The sequence below is a fragment of the Dokdonia pacifica genome (genome assembly GCF_900188275.1).
GTDB classification, from domain to species: domain Bacteria; phylum Bacteroidota; class Bacteroidia; order Flavobacteriales; family Flavobacteriaceae; genus Dokdonia; species Dokdonia pacifica.
Map to the genome: position 1 here is coordinate 881,853 of NZ_FZNY01000001.1, position 17,067 is coordinate 898,919.

Annotated in this window: 20 protein-coding genes; 4 read left to right on the forward strand and 16 right to left on the reverse strand. The window is 32.0% G+C overall.

The features are described from left to right. Nucleotides 1–2: 2 nt before the first annotated feature. From CHB80_RS03945 to CHB80_RS24510, 15 genes are all read right to left on the reverse strand, one after another. Complete coding sequence (locus CHB80_RS03945) at nt 3–389, reverse strand: hypothetical protein (RefSeq protein WP_089370118.1); 387 nt, start codon at nt 387–389, stop codon at nt 3–5. 4 nt (nt 390–393) lie between these two features. After that, complete coding sequence (locus CHB80_RS03950; RefSeq protein ID WP_143337044.1) at nt 394–1,692, reverse strand: hypothetical protein; 1,299 nt, start codon at nt 1,690–1,692, stop codon at nt 394–396. A gap of 1 nt (nt 1,693) precedes the next feature. Next, nucleotides 1,694–1,984, reverse strand: coding sequence for a membrane protein insertion efficiency factor YidD (gene yidD, locus CHB80_RS03955; protein WP_089370120.1), 291 nt, complete (start codon nt 1,982–1,984; stop codon nt 1,694–1,696). Further along, entirely contained in the window at nt 1,981–2,190 is a 210-nt protein-coding gene (locus tag CHB80_RS03960) for a hypothetical protein (RefSeq protein WP_089370121.1), read from the reverse strand. Before CHB80_RS03960 ends, yidD begins: the two co-directional genes overlap by 4 nt. A 139-nt stretch (nt 2,191–2,329) precedes the next feature. Then, nucleotides 2,330–2,647, reverse strand: a complete 318-nt coding sequence (locus tag CHB80_RS03965) for a hypothetical protein (RefSeq protein WP_089370122.1) — start codon at nt 2,645–2,647, stop codon at nt 2,330–2,332. Nucleotides 2,648–2,650: 3 nt separating this feature from the next. Further along, nucleotides 2,651–3,628, reverse strand: a complete 978-nt coding sequence (locus CHB80_RS03970) for a tetratricopeptide repeat protein (RefSeq protein WP_089370123.1) — start codon at nt 3,626–3,628, stop codon at nt 2,651–2,653. Between the two features lie 6 nt (nt 3,629–3,634). Continuing rightward, nucleotides 3,635–4,543 carry a hypothetical protein gene (locus tag CHB80_RS03975; RefSeq protein ID WP_089370124.1) on the reverse strand — a complete coding sequence of 303 codons (909 nt, stop codon included), beginning with the start codon at nt 4,541–4,543 and terminating at the stop codon, nt 3,635–3,637. After that, nucleotides 4,536–5,591: a type I restriction endonuclease gene (locus CHB80_RS03980; RefSeq protein ID WP_089370125.1), complete on the reverse strand. Its 1,056-nt coding sequence runs from the start codon at nt 5,589–5,591 to the stop codon at nt 4,536–4,538. The genes CHB80_RS03975 and CHB80_RS03980 overlap by 8 nt, the downstream gene beginning before the upstream one ends. Before the next feature lie 5 nt (nt 5,592–5,596). Continuing rightward, nucleotides 5,597–5,815: a hypothetical protein gene (locus CHB80_RS03985; protein WP_089370126.1), complete on the reverse strand. Its 219-nt coding sequence runs from the start codon at nt 5,813–5,815 to the stop codon at nt 5,597–5,599. 10 nt (nt 5,816–5,825) lie between these two features. Next, on the reverse strand, nt 5,826–6,032 hold the full coding sequence (locus tag CHB80_RS03990) for a hypothetical protein (protein ID WP_089370127.1): 207 nt from the start codon (nt 6,030–6,032) through the stop codon (nt 5,826–5,828). Between the two features lie 7 nt (nt 6,033–6,039). Next, nucleotides 6,040–6,168 (reverse strand): hypothetical protein, encoded by a 129-nt coding sequence (locus CHB80_RS24990; RefSeq protein ID WP_262486167.1) that lies wholly within the window; start codon nt 6,166–6,168, stop codon nt 6,040–6,042. A gap of 101 nt (nt 6,169–6,269) precedes the next feature. After that, entirely contained in the window at nt 6,270–6,452 is a 183-nt protein-coding gene (locus CHB80_RS03995; protein ID WP_089370128.1) for a YegP family protein, read from the reverse strand. A 182-nt stretch (nt 6,453–6,634) separates the two neighbouring features. Further along, nucleotides 6,635–7,282, reverse strand: coding sequence for a response regulator (locus tag CHB80_RS04000; protein WP_089370129.1), 648 nt, complete (start codon nt 7,280–7,282; stop codon nt 6,635–6,637). A 16-nt stretch (nt 7,283–7,298) separates the two neighbouring features. After that, nucleotides 7,299–8,990: a tetratricopeptide repeat-containing sensor histidine kinase gene (locus CHB80_RS04005; protein ID WP_089370130.1), complete on the reverse strand. Its 1,692-nt coding sequence runs from the start codon at nt 8,988–8,990 to the stop codon at nt 7,299–7,301. A gap of 34 nt (nt 8,991–9,024) precedes the next feature. Next, nucleotides 9,025–9,201: a hypothetical protein gene (locus CHB80_RS24510; RefSeq protein WP_179218079.1), complete on the reverse strand. Its 177-nt coding sequence runs from the start codon at nt 9,199–9,201 to the stop codon at nt 9,025–9,027. Nucleotides 9,202–9,725: 524 nt separating this feature from the next. Between CHB80_RS24510 and CHB80_RS04010 the strand changes: the two genes are divergently transcribed. Continuing rightward, complete coding sequence (locus CHB80_RS04010) at nt 9,726–11,126, forward strand: hypothetical protein (RefSeq protein WP_089370131.1); 1,401 nt, start codon at nt 9,726–9,728, stop codon at nt 11,124–11,126. Further along, nucleotides 11,123–11,944 (forward strand): CsgG/HfaB family protein, encoded by an 822-nt coding sequence (locus tag CHB80_RS04015; protein WP_089370132.1) that lies wholly within the window; start codon nt 11,123–11,125, stop codon nt 11,942–11,944. The genes CHB80_RS04010 and CHB80_RS04015 overlap by 4 nt, the downstream gene beginning before the upstream one ends. Nucleotides 11,945–11,966: 22 nt before the next feature. Here CHB80_RS04015 and CHB80_RS04020 read toward each other — a convergent pair whose 3' ends face one another. Then, the gene (locus CHB80_RS04020; RefSeq protein ID WP_089370133.1) at nt 11,967–12,176 is read right to left on the reverse strand and encodes a hypothetical protein; all 210 of its coding nucleotides are present in this window, start codon (nt 12,174–12,176) and stop codon (nt 11,967–11,969) included. Nucleotides 12,177–12,346: 170 nt separating this feature from the next. Between CHB80_RS04020 and CHB80_RS04025 the strand changes: the two genes are divergently transcribed. Then, the gene (locus CHB80_RS04025) at nt 12,347–13,660 is read left to right on the forward strand and encodes a M20/M25/M40 family metallo-hydrolase (protein WP_089370134.1); all 1,314 of its coding nucleotides are present in this window, start codon (nt 12,347–12,349) and stop codon (nt 13,658–13,660) included. 94 nt (nt 13,661–13,754) lie between these two features. Further along, nucleotides 13,755–17,066, forward strand: coding sequence for a hypothetical protein (locus CHB80_RS04030; RefSeq protein WP_089370135.1), 3,312 nt, complete (start codon nt 13,755–13,757; stop codon nt 17,064–17,066). The last annotated feature ends 1 nt before the right edge of the window (nt 17,067 follow it).

Consider the following 17,067-nt stretch of genomic DNA (forward strand, 5'->3'; position numbering starts at 1 on the left):
TATTAAAATTTTACAGGTATATATTTTGGAAAAATTGAGAAACGCTTAAAAATGAGAGAGAATATGAAATAGAATACAAAAGCGTATATAGTATTGATCAAAGTAAAAAGCCATATCTCAAAAAAAATAGTGTCAAAAGCTAGATCAAAAACAGCAAAACCTTCTATAAATAATGTGCTTATAAAGACAACAATCATATTAAGTAAACCAAAGAGAAACCACTTTCCAACAGTAGCATATTTCATATTTTTCCTGCCGAAATACATATAGTATAATAGCGTAAAAAATAGGGTAGTAATGAGTAGTATTAAAAAGCCTATGAGATACCCTTTTTCATCCCAAACGGACCAATTATTTAAATCTTCAAAGAAAAAGTAAAATGCTTCCATAGTGTTATTTCTGTTGTTTTGTTAGTGTAAATTCTAGTAGTGGTTTTTTTTCTGTATACGCTTTCGCGAAAGCGTCTAAAATAAATTTAAAAGCAAACGTCTTGTGTTCTAATATCTTAGTTGAAACACCTAGATCATCATCAAGATTGGTATCTTCTATCCAAGTAGGTATTCTATTATGAACACTTATTTTAATTTCGGTAGTAGTGGGATCAAAATCTGATAATGTAGGTTGAATAAAATGAGTATATCCCTCTTGATTAATCTGTGATTTATTTGGAATATTTTCAGAAAGTAGCATTGTTGCATCCTTAATTTGTATATCTATTGTATTTTGAATATAGTCAGGGCTTACCAAATAGTTAGTAGGAGAAATTATGATTTGATTTAATGGGTTTTCTTGTTTGTGAAGACGAAGTCCTATGGTAAATTGTGCTGGACGCCTTACATCTATTTCTTTAATAATAAGGGTTCCTTTTTCTGAATTAATAGCGATTTTCCCTGTTTTAGGATGATCTAATAAGGCAAAATCTACTTCTTTAGGAGTTAAATTATAAGTATGCGCTTCTGCATACCCTTTAATAATTCCTTTTGACACTAAATCACTGACTCGATTTTTATCTCCAAACACCCAAATGTAAAAAGGACGATTCTTTAAAATTTCCCCTTGATAGGGTCTGTTTGAAATAACATTACCTCCAGTGTTCTTTCTATCATAATAATAATCTCCATTGAAATCACTCGTATATTTAAAAACAGCAACACCCATGCTTTCATTATATACTAACTGTTGATATATTTCACTAGTTACTAAAGAACCCTCTGCCATTGTATCTGTCTTTCCAAGATCTACAATACAGTCTGATACAAGAATGCTAATATCTGTAGCTTTTGTAGAGGATATTACATCACTAAAAACACGTTGTAACTTTGACGACCTACCATTAAGTAATGATCCTCCTCTAAGTTGATCAAAAAATACCGTTTTAGATTGTTTGTATTTACGAGATACATCTGAGATCGTGTGGAGTGTTGTAGGGATTTCATAATCTCTTTCTAAATCTGTAATCAAAAAAGGAACAATATCTTTTAAGGTATAATTACCTGAAACATTAGAGTTAACATACCCCTTCATGCTCATTGAGGTTTCTAAATAGAAATTGATGTTTTCTACTTGAAGAGTATCTATGCTACTATTACTTTGTGATCTTTCAAGTACATACATTTGAGGATCACTACAAGCAGTAATCACAAAAAAGAATAAAAAAACAATAGATGTGTAATTATACTTATAGCGGTTCATTTTATAATGGTTCATGGTTATTTAATAAGCGTGGATGAATCTCTTCTTCTTGAAATACAATATTATTTGAAGACACTAATATTTTTTGAGAAGGCACTTCTACTATTGTATAGCCAGATCTACAATGTTTGTAGCGATACAGGAATGCTCTTATGCCAGCAAGTAATCCCTTTGTTTTTGTGATATTATATACATAATGAGAGCAACTCTCTTTAAAAAGACATCGCTTCCTTCTTGAAGCTGGAATTAATTTCCAGTACAAACGAATTATTATGAGCAATAAGTGTCTCATTTTTTTTCAAAAACAACGAGACCTACATGTGTCACCGTATCTGGCGTAGCACCAATACCAAAACAGCCTTCTTTTCCTGGCGTAAGCTTATCGCTGTACTGATGATTTTTATACTCCCATCCATCTATTACATTTTGATTAATAATGGTTTGCAATTCTTTATCTGGCGATGCAGATCTAAATAGAGGTACTACTTTATATTCCATAATTATATGTTGATTTTAATGTTTTACCAAATCTAAAAACATTAACAATCAACACGTTACGGGTTTCCGTAAATACAAAAAGTATTTTAAATTAAGGAGCTATAAAAAGAATCCCATTTTTAAGAAAGCTCCATAAATACTAGTCCTCCCATCCACATAAAGTCCTACCTAGTTCTTTTGCTTTAGACATAGAAACTTCAAAAATATCTGTAGAGCATGGCTTTAATCCTCTACAAGATTTTTTGTAATGATATCGCTTACTTCTAGGCCCTTTACAGATATAAACCTCTTTACTAGTAGTAAAATTACTTTGTAAATACTCATATGAATGTTTATTTGAAACATCTAGTCTTGCATCTTTTTTATAAATATCTACTTCAAAAGATGTCAGGAAATACATAGAAACAAAACAGCCCGCTATAAACGAAAATCCTATGAGTACTAGATTCTTTAACATCTCTTAATTTTTACGCTGTGATCGTATCATTTGAATAATTTCTGCTGTCTCTAAAATATCAGGTCGTTTTTTCTTTACTTTCTTGAGATCTCGAATCATTTCTGAAAATACCGCATTAGCTTTCCATTGATTTTTAACCAGTTCTATTGCCTGTATATAAGTTTCAATTGCCTTATCGCTTTCACCAGAAATTAAGAGTATAAGTCCTTTATTTGCTTTTACCCAGCCTAATTCATACACAGAAAGGGATTTATCACAATACTCCATTGCTTTATCTATATTATTTTTCTCATAGTATCCCCATCCTAAGGTTCCATAAGATTCTGCTTTTCGCTGTGCCTCAGATTTTGGAGGTGCAGGTTCCCTCTTATTTGTAAGTAAAGCTGTGAGAACGGTTCCTACTATATCTGGTCTTGACTCAATAATGGCAGCCACTTCAATAGTGATATTTGCTCCTGTCCATCGATTTGGATTTTTAATGCCTAAATACCAACTGCCATTAGTAACATCATCTACTCGTATGGCTCCTTGTAATGTATTCTTAACATTTCCCTCAGAAATTGAATAAAAAGAACCGCCATTATTATCTACCTTACGTTGAAAAAGATTTATATTTTTAGAATCACATACATAAACATCAATAGCACAAGAACCTTTAGGCACATAGATGTTTGATAACCTATTTGGAATAGCCTCTTTTGACGTTTGAAGTAATGAAGATAACTGTGAAGTTAAATTCAGATTTTTACTTTCCGATTGTTGTTTGGAAGTAGAGAAGCTATAATACCAAGCAACTGTATTGGGAGGTAAATCTACTTTAATGTACGTTCTTGAAGTTCCTCCTACAGATGCATTAAGACCGCCATTTAAATACATACTTCTGGGTTGTATAAGTTGTCGTACTTCGCGTTTAATTTCTAGACCTTGAGCAGAGATACTCTGTGTTAAAAAAAGGATTAGAACGATGACTATATTTTTCATATTAAATCATTTTATCTGCATTTCTACCATTTTTATAATTTTATCAACTTCAGCTATTGAAGGTTGTTCTTTTCTTATCTTTTTAAGCTCAATAATTAGATTTGAGAATACATTTTCTGCATTTGATTGTTCTTTAATCAATAATATAGCATCAAAAAATGTTGAAAGCGCCTTATCTGTATCATATAGTTGTAATTGTGATAATCCTTTTATTGAAGTAACCCATCCTAATTTTGTAATACGATTTACTTTCTCACAATAGGCAATACTCATGGTGTAGTTTCCATTTTCATACTCATCTTTTGCGGCATAGCCTAATAACTCAGCTTTTAATACCGCAGCTGATTTCTCCTGTTCAATGATCGTTTCTACAATGGCAACTACTTCAATATTAATATGCACCCCTATAAATCTTGCTGGGTTTTTTAACCCAAGGTATAATACCTCATCTTTAATATCATCCATCACTACAACTGCCTGTTCTGTGTTCTTTACAGTCCCTTCTATATGATGATTATAATTTCTTTTTTTTACAAAAGGAGTAACATTTTTATCATCCAACACATAAATATCAATACCACAACTCCCCTCTGGAATTTCAATTTTAGATTGCAAATTTCCTTTTAATCCATCATTGTTTGTATACAAGCCAACTAGTTGAGACATTAAATTAATCCTCGCCAACTTTTTCTTATATATTGAAGTTGTAAAACTGTAATACCATCTAACTGTATTGGGCGGGAGATTTACTTCTACAAATGATCGAGATGATCCTTCTATGCTAGAAACAATTCCAGATTGGAGATAAATGCTTCTGCTAGAGACCACTTCAACAGGCTCTTGAATACGTTCTACATATTGTGAAAAAAGTAATTTTGAACATAATAGTAGATAAATCCAAATAATTTTAGTCATTATCATATAACTTAATCGTTGCTAATAACTCCTTCTCAAATTGATAAATATCTTCAATAGTGGTTATATGTTCTTTTTGCTCTTTTTTCTCCTTTTTAAAAATCCCTATCTGTTTTTTCTTTCCATTAAAATATAATCTACATAATGGCTTACGATTATTATCATCAAGTAGAATTCCAAAATAAGATTGTGTATCTCTTGCAACGATACGATCTACAGGAATGTCACGTCTTAAAATAGCTACTACAATCCTATAAGCATCTTGCTCTTCTTCGGTAGTAATGACTTTTGATTCTTTCTCTTCTATAATTGGATGTTCTTCTTGTTGCTTTTCGTGTTCTTTAGTAAGTGCTGTATTCAATCTGTCATTTACACGATCACTAATAGTTTGATTTAATGCTTTGTGGACTAGTTTTGAAAATTCTTCGTGAACTCGTTCTGTAAATCTACCTGAATACACTTGCCCTGTAAGAAGTTTAACCATATCATACGAAGGAGAGATCAACTCTTCATTAAGAACTTTCTTGATTTCTTTTGTATATTTTAATGAGCTCGCATTATCTACAATTTTTTCTATATCAAAATTTGACTTATGAAACTTAGCAATTTCGTGAATGGTATTTTCTTTTAATAAGGTGATGTCAAATTCTAAAAAAGGTTTTTCATCCATTTTATTAGCTTCCTCTAAGTCTGTATAAAAACGATATTCTATACCATTTGTCAAAAGAGCAAAGCGTGTTTTTGTAGTGTGAAAATAACGGAACAATTGTGAGTTATGTATATCTAAATTTGTGTTCCAATATTTACATTCTATGATAAGTATAGGTTGTTCATTTTGAATGATTGCATAATCTACTTTTTCACCTTTTTTAAGCCCAATATCTGCTGTAAATTCAGGAACTACTTCTGTTGGATTAAAAGTATCGTATCCCAAAAGATTGATAAATGGTAACACAAAAGCATGCTTTGTAGATTCCTCATTTGTAATATGACTTTTAAGTGGATTAATCTTATCTGCTAGTGCTTTAAGTGCGTTATGTATGTCCATAGTATTTATAGTTTATCTAGTGCTTCAGAAAATATAGCATTGAAGTGCCTGGTTACTGTTGTTTCTTTACCTTTTGAGGATACATATTCCAATCCTAGCAATTCAAGTTCTACAACAATAATCCCTTTATTTAATTCTAATTTTAAGCTGTTTTTTTTAATCGATGAACGATTATTACAGGATATAAATGTTATCACGAATACAATTAAAATGAAAGCGCTCATAATAAAAAGTTTAAGTGGTGTGACAGGCATTAGAGCATGTATAGCATCCATTTGATTTTGAATACGTTTTCTTTGCCTCTATTACTGCCGATTGACAACTCAAGTAATCACCTAGATATTTTTTACTCTTTACAAACGGTAAGTATATACACCCATCTTTATGCACCTCATGATCCCCATTAGATTGTGCATTATTATTTACATAATATTTTGCCATTTGTTTATTATTTAGAAGGTTTAGATGGAGTTGGTCTAGAGGGTTGTCTAGTAGGATTATTATCTCTTCTGGGCCCTGAAGGATTCCCTGGTTTTTTACTTGGCCAATTAGGAGGTCTTTGTGGTTGCTTTGCCATAATCTCTTGAGTTTTTAGTATACCTCCAAAGCTAAACTAGCTAAACAACAAACCCTTACGGAAATCCGTAAGGGTTTAAATATATTAGGTAAGATAGATTTCTAAGTCAAATCTTCTACTCCAGCAATAGGAGCATTTGTTTTAACAGAAGCAATACCTTTCTCACAATTTTGCTTAGTAGTATACATTTCACTAGTTGCAATTATTTCTTTATTGCTAGCATGAAGATTAAAATAATACTGACTGTCGGTACTAGTATTAATTGTAAATTTTGGATATCCCATAAATAAGTTTTAAATATTAATAATTACAAAACTAGATCTACCTATAAACAATTCCTTATGGTTATCCTTTTTATCAAAATTTATTTTAAATATACTATTTAATCAAAGCGTCCTTATATATATGCTTTCGCGAAAGCGTATATAGGATTAATTAAAAATTCTTTATAAAAAAACATAAAAAATCAAATAACACCCCAGTCTTTAGCAATGGAAATAAGGTGCACCGGATTACTAGCATTAAAAAGGACTTTGAGCTTATTGAGTTGCTTTTCAACACTACTAATACTACAATTTAATTGTTGCGCTATATACTTTTGTTTGACACCTCTAGACAACAACTCTAATAATAAGATATCTTTTTCTTCTAATTCGTTAATCTCATCAGTACTTCGTAATAACTGACTTGTTTTTGGGGTACAATAAGAATGTCCTTGTATAATGGTTTCAATCGCTTTTCTAATATGGAGGGAAGCATCACGCCCTTTTTCTACAAAAGCATCAATATGATAGTTTTCATACAACTTTTGAATACGAGCTATTCTCTTTTCTACAGAATATACAATAACTTTTAAGTTTGGCAAGAGTTCTCTAGCTTCGAGAATTAATCCTTCTCCCTTAACGATAGTACGTTGTCTATGATCTTCTTCAAAATTGAGATCTGTTATTAAGAGATCATAAGGGTGTCCATTATCTGCAGATACTCGTATCTTCAATAAAGCATCATCACAATATTTAACTTTTTCAATAATAGGATTGTATGTGCTTAGCGCATCTTCAATTCCAAAATGATTTGTATCGTGATCTTCTGCAATGATTATTTTAGTAAACATATTTGAGGAAAATTAATTAATTCGTAAAATATAAATAGGCTCTAAAGCCCTGATTTATTGATGAGTTAAAAGTAATACTTCCCCCTATGTCATGCATACGGGTTTCCATATTATTTAAACCGCTCTTTCTCAAATTGTCTAAAACGACCCCTTTTCCATTATCTGTATATTGTATTTGATATTTATTTCGCTCTCTTTTAAACATGATCCTAACCTCAGTAGATTCACTATGCTTTTTCATGTTTACAAACAACTCTTGTATACAACGGTAGACATTGGTCTTTTTATAATTTGGCAGGTCATCCCAATTGATACCTGCATTTACATTGGTTAACACCTTTACCCCTTTTGTACGGTGTTGCATAATCAAAAAATTAAGGCTCTCTGTAAAGTTTGTAGTATCAAAACTTCCGATCTCCGCAGAGATGTCTCTTGTACGATCATATATATTATCCATTTTATTCTCAAGCGGTTTTTTAACACTATTTGGAATCTCAGCTTGACGACCTATAAAGTTTAATATATCAGACATATCGTTTGCCAACTCATCATGTACTTTTTTTGATAAGCGACGTTCCGTTTGATAGGTTTCTCGTATGGCAACTTTTACTTTTTCTTTTTTGTGTTTAGATCGTAGATATAGGTATAGAAAGATTCCTATGATCAATAATATAATACCACCACCTACAAATAGCAGCTTCTGACGTTTGTTTTTTGCTTCTGCTTGTAATTTCTGAGTTAAAGCCTTTTGACGCTCTTTTTGGATATCATATTTTGCATGTGAAAATTTAACATCCCTTGCCAATTCCTTTTCTCTCAAACTAGTCTCTATATCTAGATATGCTGAATAGTAAGGATTTTCTTCAAACTTTAATAGATTAGATAATGCTTCTTTTTTATATGTCGGGGTATTAATTTTCTTAGATAATTCAAGAACTTTATTACTATAGATTAGAGCAGAATCTAAATTCCTAAACCGATAGTATTCTGAAAGTTGTTTAGAACTCGAAAACATTCCAGTAAGGTCATTTTCATTGGTTCTTATAGTTAGGGCTTGTAGCATATTTACAATCCCATTAGGGTTTTCTAACTTAGATTGAACAAATCCTAAATTTGCCAATACTCTTGCATTTTCTTTTTTGTCTTTATTTAAATAGGTTAAATCATTTGCATACGAGAGTTCCGTTAATGCTTGTTGTAGCCTTGCCTCATTTATATAAACATTGGCTTTATTATTATAAGCTTTGATACAGTCATCTAAGTTATTAGATAATCTTAACACATTATCATATGATTCAATCGCATTTTCATAATCATTAAGCTCTTTATGAGCTTTTCCTAAACTATTATATAAGCTAATAATGACTCCTAGACTCCATTCATCAATTTTTTTTTCATCAACCAATTTTAGTGCAGAAATAGCACTGTTTTCACTTTCATTGTAAGCGCCTAATTCAAACTCAACTACAGAAAGCATGCTTAGATTATAAATAGTACCAGTAGTATCGTTTTGTTCTGTACTTAACTCTCTGGCTTGATCAAAAAATAAATAACTTCCTATTAAATCTTCTTCTCCTTTAGGTGATGAGATTAATTCCGACCAATATGCTATACTATCTCTATCTATAGTTTGTTGTGCTATAAGGTTTCCACTTTTGACGCAGAAAAGAAATAAAAAAAAGAGGGATGGTGTTTTTAAACATTTCATCCCCCTAAAGTACTAACTATTATTTAGTTAACAATTATCCGCCGTTATTTCCACTTCCTGTTGGTGGTGGCGGTGGTGGTGGCAGAATAGTTCCGTCTTCCCCACAACATGCTTGAGGGTTTTGAAATTCATCTAGTGTTGAATCGTCAGGGTTACACGAAGTAAAAAACATACTACCAAAAATTGTGGCTATTAAAAATAACTTTTTCATGATTTAAAAAAATTTAAAATGTTGAAAAAGGAGTGCCTGTCTGAGACGATCTCAGATATACTGTACGGGTTTTTAAGATCCCGTTACTCATGGGTGAGTTCTCCTTGATTTTTGGAAAGTTGAAATCCATATCACAGTTACCGCTGGTAACTTTCCGATCGCACATTGGCAAACTGTTTTATAGATTTTACTAAGAAGTAGTTTTGTACAATTAGTGTGTTAGCTAAACACAACAGCAACTATTTCTTGGGTCAAATATATAACCACTTAAACCCCTTGTTTATAAGGGATTCCGAAGATTCCTTAAAATCCTAAAGATTCCTTAAAATTCATTGTAATTCCTCAAAAAACAGATAAAATAAAGTCGATAAGATTTTCAAATTCTCTATAGAAGCATATGATTTACGGGTTTCCGTAAGAAGTAATTTGATACAATTAGTATGTTAGCCCTATCACTAATCAATATTCAGGCAACATATATATAATTCATATACTCCTGAGTATGAAAATAATTTCCACCAACCATGGAAAGAAAAACATTTCAAACGTATAAAAAAGAAATTCTTGAAAAATATCAGGAAGAAAAAGGTGGTGAAGTGCGTAGTTATTTGATAGACCCTACAAGAAAACGTATCAGGGAAGCTTGTATTTTTTTATTTGAAAAGAGAAATGAAAAAACCGATAAAGAAATACTAAGAAGGTTTTTTGATTTCAGAGAAGGAGAAGATCAACAACAAAAAATTGAGAATTTTCATCTCAATAAGTTTCGGCCTATTGATAATTTCTTAAAAGGGAAGACTAAAGACCCTGATAATATCTGTGTAGAAATGGTCAGTTGGCTGATCGATTTTAAGCCTAGATCTTATACCATTTACTTTTCTTATAATACTATGTATTACCCTGCAAAAAAGAATAACCTTCCTAATAGTTCTAATTCTAAAGAATCTATTCTTGAAAAATCTAATACCCCTAATTCAATAGAAGACCCTAAACCAATACCTAATGATCTTGACAATGGCTTATCTCATAATAAAAATGAAGATCAAGATTTTGAAAACTCACCTCAAGTAAACCCTCCACAACTTTGGAAATTATTACTAACAATCACAACTATTCTTATTCTAATAGTAACTATAACTGGCTATTTTCTAAAAGATAATATTCAACTTATTACATCACTTCCGTCAGAAGAACAACGCTGTATGGTATGGAATGAAGATCATTATGAAGAGGTTACTCCCTGCCCATTGGAATCATTAGCTAGGTTACAAGAATATGATAAAAAACTGATCGATAACTTCCAAAAAATAGAGGTGAATATAAACACTCAATTTTTTTATCAAAATGGATCGCCCCGTATATGGTATTATAAAAAACCTAATGGCAAGATTGATTATTTTACTGCAAATGGTTTTCATCCTATTTTTAAAAAAGATGTGAAACCTATCTCACAACATATCATTAACAAATATGTATTAAAATCTCCTTTTAATACTTCTTTTTTAAATACTCCAGAAAAGGAAGAACTTGCCTTGTTTATTTTTCGTAATGATACTTTAGATCTTGAAATTGCAAAACGGTTACAAAAAACACTTTTTTCAAATTATAGAAGTACTCCATATTTAATTGCTTCAAAAAAACTCAATCCGCAAATAAAGGAACACCTTCAGCAAGGAGATCTTTCTATGTATAAAAGTGACATGAAAAAACACATAGATTATTTATGTGTAGGTACTGTAAGTTACACCTATAGAGAATCTGGTGTGAAACCAAAACGATTTGCTTGTGACATACAATTAACCTATGAAATATTTGATACTCAAGGAAATCCTGAACTTGATAAATCTTATTCAAAAACAATCACAGGGTCTGGATTTACAAAACAAGAAGCTCAACAAAACGCACTAAAAAAAATAACACTATGAAAAATATACTACTTCTAACAACAATCATATTCTATCATTTTTCATATACTACAAAAGCTCAAGATTTTGATACAGAAGTTGGAAAAGCAGTTGCAACTATTGCGCAACAACTCAACAAAAAGAAAAACATTCAAGTAGCGATATATCCTTTTAAATTTTTAAAAAATAATGAAGAAGGACTTGCTGAGTATATTACAGACGAGTTTTGGGAAGGGTTACCTCAAAAAGCAATTTCCTATGAGGTGATGGATAGAGCTACTTTTGAAGAGTATTTTCAAGAACATCAATTAAAATCAGAGGGGCTTATTGACCCTACTACAGAAAAACAGTTTGGTATGCTCATTGCAGCCGATGCTTATGTTACAGGTAAGGTATATGTTTTTAATAGTATTATTCGCCTTAAAATAAAAGTTACAGACACTCAAACTGGAAAAATAATAGCTACTGGTTCTCAAAAACTACCTATCACATATGACATGGCGCAATATTTAAATTTAGAAGGATGGGAAGAAAAGAAAAAAGAAATTGAAAAAAATAAAAGTGAAAATCCTAATTGTGATAAAGAAAACGTGGGGGATGTTTGTTTTCAAAATAACACAAAAAACTTCTACTATATAGAAATTATTGATCAGGGTACATTACCAACTATTATAAGCACGATTTCTGTTAATATAGGGGAATATGGGTGTTTTAAAAACCTTCCTTTAAAAGGGTTTCATTATCGTGTTTCAAAAGATAAATATGGTGTTAGTAATAATAATAAATTAGGCTCCTTTCATATTAAAGAATGTGAATCTAAAGTTATTACTATAAATTAAAATTCTTTAAAAACGTCTAAAATCAACAATCTATATCTGATACCATTTTAGATTCTCCAGGACAATCACGATGGCACGCTAATTTTAAAATCTCTAAAGAACCCTGTTTATTTTGCAACACACAACCACAGCAAAGTTGATCTCCATTTGGAAAACGTAATCCCGCTGTTATTTTCTTTTGTTGCTTTGAGGTAAGCGCTTCTGCTCCATTTAAATGTATTAACTTTTTCATAGTGGCACCTTTTTTCTATCTATAAATATATTCAATATAAATTGTTATCTGCTATAAATCAGGTATTTTATATTTATTTTAAAACAAAAAGTATTCAAATTCTTAAAAATAACCGCTACGATACTTTTTAAGGATTCCGTACCTTGTGATACGATCAATACTTTATTATTATGTTTTTATCTCGTTTCACTATTCCTTTAGTCATTATTGGGATTCTTTTTCAGTCCGCTTTCGCGAAAGCGCAACAACTCTCAAAACCAGAGCAGCAACTCATTGCTCAAGTATCTAAAAACAACCCGGAAGCCATCCAGTTTTTAGAAGAAGTTGTAAATATTAATAGCGGCACACTACATCTAGAAGGGGTAAAAGAAGTAGGAGATGTATTTACAAAAGCATTTCAAAATATTGGATTTGATACACAATGGATTGAAATGCCTCCAGAGATGAATCGTGCTGGACACCTGTTTGCTACAACAAAAGGAAACAAAGGAAAACGTTTATTATTGATAGGGCACTTAGATACGGTATTTGAAAAAGATAGCGAGTTTCAACAATTTGAAATGGTCAATGATTCTATTGCAAAAGGTCCAGGTGCCAACGATATGAAAGGAGGAAATGTTGTTGTATTGTATGCTTTAAAAGCATTGTATGAGTCTGGGTTATTAAAAGATTCGCAAATAACAATTGCTTTCACAGGAGATGAAGAAAGCACCGGAAAACCATTAAGCATTAGTAGGAAACCATTAATAGACGCGGCAAAACAAAGTGATATCGCGTTAGGGTTTGAAACCTCAACCGGATTTGATAATGCTACAGTAGCTCGGAGAGGATCTTCAAATTGGAACGTAACAGTAACCGGAAAACGAGCCCATTCTTCAGGTATTTTTAGTGAGTATACTGGTGCAGGGGCAAATTTTGAGCTTGCACGTATTTTACACCAGTTCTACACAGATGTAAAAGGAGAAGAACTGTTAACCTTTAATCCTGGGATGATGCTAGGAGGCACAAGTATGGACTTAAAAGCTCAAGAAAGTAAGGGCGCTATTTTTGGAAAAGGCAATGTTGTTGCACAAACAGCTTATGCTCAAGGAGGTTTACGATTTATTTCAGAAGAACAAAAAGAACGAGCGCGTGCTAAAATGAGAGAAGTTGTTGCTAATAACCTTCCGCACACTAGTGCAAAGGTTGAGTTTCAAGATAGTTATCCTGCTATGAGACCTACTCCAGAAAATTATGAATTATTAGAAGTTTTAAGTCAAGTAAGTCAAGATTTAGGACAACCAAAAGTAGAAGGATATGATCCCGGTAAAAGAGGAGCCGCAGATGTGTCTTTTGTAGCTGCATATGTTGCATGTCTTGATGGTTTAGGAACTATGGGGACAGGAGCGCATACACCTTCTGAAACTGTAAATCTCAATACTATCGAAATGCTCACGCAACGTACTGCTATTTTGATTTATAGATTAATTAATACCCCTAGATAATCCTAGAAATATCATCTAATATTAAAATGATGTTATTTATTCATAGCGAATTAGGTTTTTTTAGTATTTTGAGCGTTCTATCAACTTTTTTAAAATGGTCAAAAACTATATTTCCTTTGTATGCTCCCTTTTCATTTTTCTATCAGTAACTGCTCAAGAAAAAATTTCTTACGAAAGTAGCACTGAAATCCTTAAAAAAGCTTCCGAGTTAATCGACCAAGAAAAAGTTGATGATGCTATCGCTGCTTTACAAAAAATAAGTCCTAACGATTCATTGTATAATGATTTTTTTGTCACGATATCGTATTATCAAATTGCGCAAGAAAAATATAAAGATGCTATTACTACTATAGATAAAGGATTACAACTGGAAGGGTATCCAAATACTAGGTTAGGTTTCTATATAAATAAAGGCATTTGTTATGAAAATCTAGAATCTTATGACCTTGCTAAAGAAGTATACCTAAAAGGGCTTGAAGAGTTTCCTAGAAATTATGAATTACGTAATAATCTTTCTATTATAAATCAAAAGCTAGAAGAACCTCAAGAAGCATTTAATAACTTAATGCTTACGATGGAGTCGAGTCCACTATACGAAAACACCATGCTTAATCTTGGAAATATGTATAGAAGGCAAAATAAGAAAGCACAAGCACTTCTGTTATATAATCTATATCTTCTATTTGCTCCTGATGAAGAAAACTCTTTTGCTGTTTTAAAAGTAGCTAACGAAATGGTAAGTGGTTCTGCAAAAGCCGAAGACAAGCCATTTGCAATCACACCAGATGATGATCAATTTGAAACACTAAATCTTATTATAGAAAGTGAATTAGCGCTTCAGAAAGATTATAAAATTCCTAATGCCATCAATATTGGCTTTGCAAGACAAACACATGCTTTACTTGCACAATTAAAAGAAGAACCTTTTGAAGGATCATCTGTATTATGGAGCCAAAAAATCATTCCTTTTTTTAATTGGATTAATGAAAATGATCATTTTGATGCCTTGTCATACACGACCGCATATCCTATTCAAAATGAAGATTATAAAAAAATTATCGCAAAAAAAACAGACGATATCAAAGACTTTCTTCCAATTGCATATCAAAAATGGGTAGATCTTGTTAGCGAGAATAATATAAAAGAAGTAAACGGTAAAAAAGAAGCTATCAATTTTAATTATGTAGATGGTATTCTAAATGGTGAAGGCGCCGCAGTAGATGGAGACACCCCTATAGGAAAGTGGGTATACTATGACAGTTCAGGAAGAATTATCGCTAGAGGACAATTTACTGATGGAGAGCGTGACGGAGCATGGGAATGGTATCACGAAAATGGAAAGTTAAAAGAAAAAGGGGGGTATAAAAAAGGACTTGAACAAGGGCTCTATAATTTTTATCACGACAATGGTAATCAAAGCCTTACAGTAACTTTTAAAGATGGAAAACTAGATGGCACCTATACTTCTTACACCTCACATGGTGGTCCATTAGAAAAACGTACCTACAAAAATGGAGAAATGAATGGCATAAGACAGCATTTCTTTGAAGCAGATCAAAGTTTAGTAAAATATGAATACGCTATGAAAAATGGAGATTATGACGGCGACTTCAAAGAATATTATGCTAATGGAGTTCTTGCACAAGAAATGACATTTAAAAATGGCATAAAACAAGGAGTTGAAAAAGTATACCACCCTAATGGAAAACTAGCATCAGAAGCCACGTTCAAAGATGGAGAGTATGAAGGCCCTTATAAAACATATCACCCTTCTGGGAAATTAAAATCAACTGGAACATATGAAAAAGGAATTAATCAAGGGGATTGGAAAAGTTACTTCACAAATGAAGTTTTAAGCGAAGAAGTGGCGTATACAAATGGAAAATTAAACGGTCCATTCTTATCCTACGATAGAGAAGGAAAATTAGAAAGTAGCTTCTTATATCGTAACGGATTAATCAAAGAATACACCTATTATGCTAAAGATGGCACAATCATTGAATCTCAGAAAAAGAAAAGCGGCGATCTAAACTATAAAGGTTTTATGGCAGACGGCACACTTATTACAGAAGGATTATACGATGTGAAAGGAGGTAAAATGGGACTTTGGTCTTATTATGACAGGTATGGGTCTATAACAGATCAAACTTCGTATACCGAAAATTTAGCACAAGGAGAATCTAAAGTGTTTTATCCAAATGGAAACATCAAAGATCTCAACACCTATACAGATGACACGGTTACTGGTTATGGGGCCTCTTACTATTCTTTTGGTCAAATAAGAGCACAAGGGTATTATAATGAAGACGGTTTAAAAGATGGTTTTTGGATTTCTTATTATCCTGATGGAACATTAAAATCGGAAACCTATTATCACAAAGGTGATTATAACGGTACTCAAAAATATTATGCTCCTAATGGTCAATTAGAAAGTAAAAACACCTACAAATTTGACACTTTGCTTACCGAAACGTATTACGGTCAAGACGGAAAGGTATTACAAAAAATAGATCGCTTTGATCCTTCGCTCAATGAGATTGTGTATTATTATGAATCTGGTGATGTTCAATCCAAAAATGCATATAGCAATGGGGTATTACACGGTAAGTACACCTCTTATGACTTTTATGGCAAGCTATACGCAGAAGCCATGTATGTAAACGATGAACTGCAAGGCACTATTAAAATATATTACCCAGATGGCACTATAAAATCTGAGAGAAATTATGATCTAGGAAACCTACACGGTTATTATAAAACGTATTTCGAAAACGGACAGGTAGAAGACATCTATTCGTATCAAAATGGAGAATTAGTAGGAGTTTCTGAAGAGTTCAATGAAGCAGGTATTAAAGTAGGTGAAGTTCCATATATAGATAATGAAATCCATGGAGCTCGCAAATTTTATGGAAAAGAAAAAGGGACACTGCAACTTATCAGGTTTTATGATAAAGGAAAATTAATTGGGTATAGTTACCTTGATAAAGAAGGAAAAGAACTCCCTATGATATCCTTACCTAATGGTACTGGAAAAGTAATATCCTATTATCCTAATGGAAAAGTAGCTAGAGATATGACGTATGATAAAGGATATTTACAAGGAGAATATATAGCTTACTATGAAAACGGAAATCCAGAACGTAAACATACAAATGTAGACGATGAATATAATGGCACTGCTTATACCTATTATCCTGATGGAACATTAAAATCAGAGACTCAATATAGTCATGGATATAAACAGGGCATAGAAAAAAAATATCACCCTAACGGAAACATTAAAGAAGAAGGTAACTACAGAAATGATGAACGTTCTGGAGATACGCACTACTATAATGAGCAAGGAAAGAAAACAAAGACAGAACACTATTTCAATGAAGAAATCGTTTCATCACAAACTTATTAAT

Excerpts from the sequence above, each read along its gene's own strand:
- CHB80_RS04000 (WP_089370129.1), bottom strand. The coding sequence starts at position 7,282 with ATGTTTACTAAAATAATCATTGCAGAAGATCACGATACAAATCATTTT.
- CHB80_RS03965 (WP_089370122.1), bottom strand. The coding sequence starts at position 2,647 with ATGTTAAAGAATCTAGTACTCATAGGATTTTCGTTTATAGCGGGCTGT.
- CHB80_RS04015 (WP_089370132.1), top strand. The coding sequence starts at position 11,123 with ATGAAAAATATACTACTTCTAACAACAATCATATTCTATCATTTTTCA.
- CHB80_RS03995 (WP_089370128.1), bottom strand. The coding sequence starts at position 6,452 with ATGGGATATCCAAAATTTACAATTAATACTAGTACCGACAGTCAGTAT.
- CHB80_RS03980 (WP_089370125.1), bottom strand. The coding sequence starts at position 5,591 with ATGGACATACATAACGCACTTAAAGCACTAGCAGATAAGATTAATCCA.
- CHB80_RS04025 (WP_089370134.1), top strand. The coding sequence starts at position 12,347 with ATGTTTTTATCTCGTTTCACTATTCCTTTAGTCATTATTGGGATTCTT.
- CHB80_RS03985 (WP_089370126.1), bottom strand. The coding sequence starts at position 5,815 with ATGAGCGCTTTCATTTTAATTGTATTCGTGATAACATTTATATCCTGT.
- CHB80_RS24510 (WP_179218079.1), bottom strand. The coding sequence starts at position 9,201 with ATGAAAAAGTTATTTTTAATAGCCACAATTTTTGGTAGTATGTTTTTT.
- CHB80_RS03950 (WP_143337044.1), bottom strand. The coding sequence starts at position 1,692 with ATGAACCGCTATAAGTATAATTACACATCTATTGTTTTTTTATTCTTT.
- CHB80_RS03970 (WP_089370123.1), bottom strand. The coding sequence starts at position 3,628 with ATGAAAAATATAGTCATCGTTCTAATCCTTTTTTTAACACAGAGTATC.
- CHB80_RS04005 (WP_089370130.1), bottom strand. The coding sequence starts at position 8,990 with ATGAAATGTTTAAAAACACCATCCCTCTTTTTTTTATTTCTTTTCTGC.
- CHB80_RS04010 (WP_089370131.1), top strand. The coding sequence starts at position 9,726 with ATGGAAAGAAAAACATTTCAAACGTATAAAAAAGAAATTCTTGAAAAA.
- CHB80_RS03975 (WP_089370124.1), bottom strand. The coding sequence starts at position 4,543 with ATGACTAAAATTATTTGGATTTATCTACTATTATGTTCAAAATTACTT.
- CHB80_RS24990 (WP_262486167.1), bottom strand. The coding sequence starts at position 6,168 with ATGGCAAAGCAACCACAAAGACCTCCTAATTGGCCAAGTAAAAAACCA.
- CHB80_RS03990 (WP_089370127.1), bottom strand. The coding sequence starts at position 6,032 with ATGGCAAAATATTATGTAAATAATAATGCACAATCTAATGGGGATCAT.
- CHB80_RS04030 (WP_089370135.1), top strand. The coding sequence starts at position 13,755 with ATGGTCAAAAACTATATTTCCTTTGTATGCTCCCTTTTCATTTTTCTA.
- CHB80_RS03945 (WP_089370118.1), bottom strand. The coding sequence starts at position 389 with ATGGAAGCATTTTACTTTTTCTTTGAAGATTTAAATAATTGGTCCGTT.
- CHB80_RS03960 (WP_089370121.1), bottom strand. The coding sequence starts at position 2,190 with ATGGAATATAAAGTAGTACCTCTATTTAGATCTGCATCGCCAGATAAA.
- yidD (WP_089370120.1), bottom strand. The coding sequence starts at position 1,984 with ATGAGACACTTATTGCTCATAATAATTCGTTTGTACTGGAAATTAATT.
- CHB80_RS04020 (WP_089370133.1), bottom strand. The coding sequence starts at position 12,176 with ATGAAAAAGTTAATACATTTAAATGGAGCAGAAGCGCTTACCTCAAAG.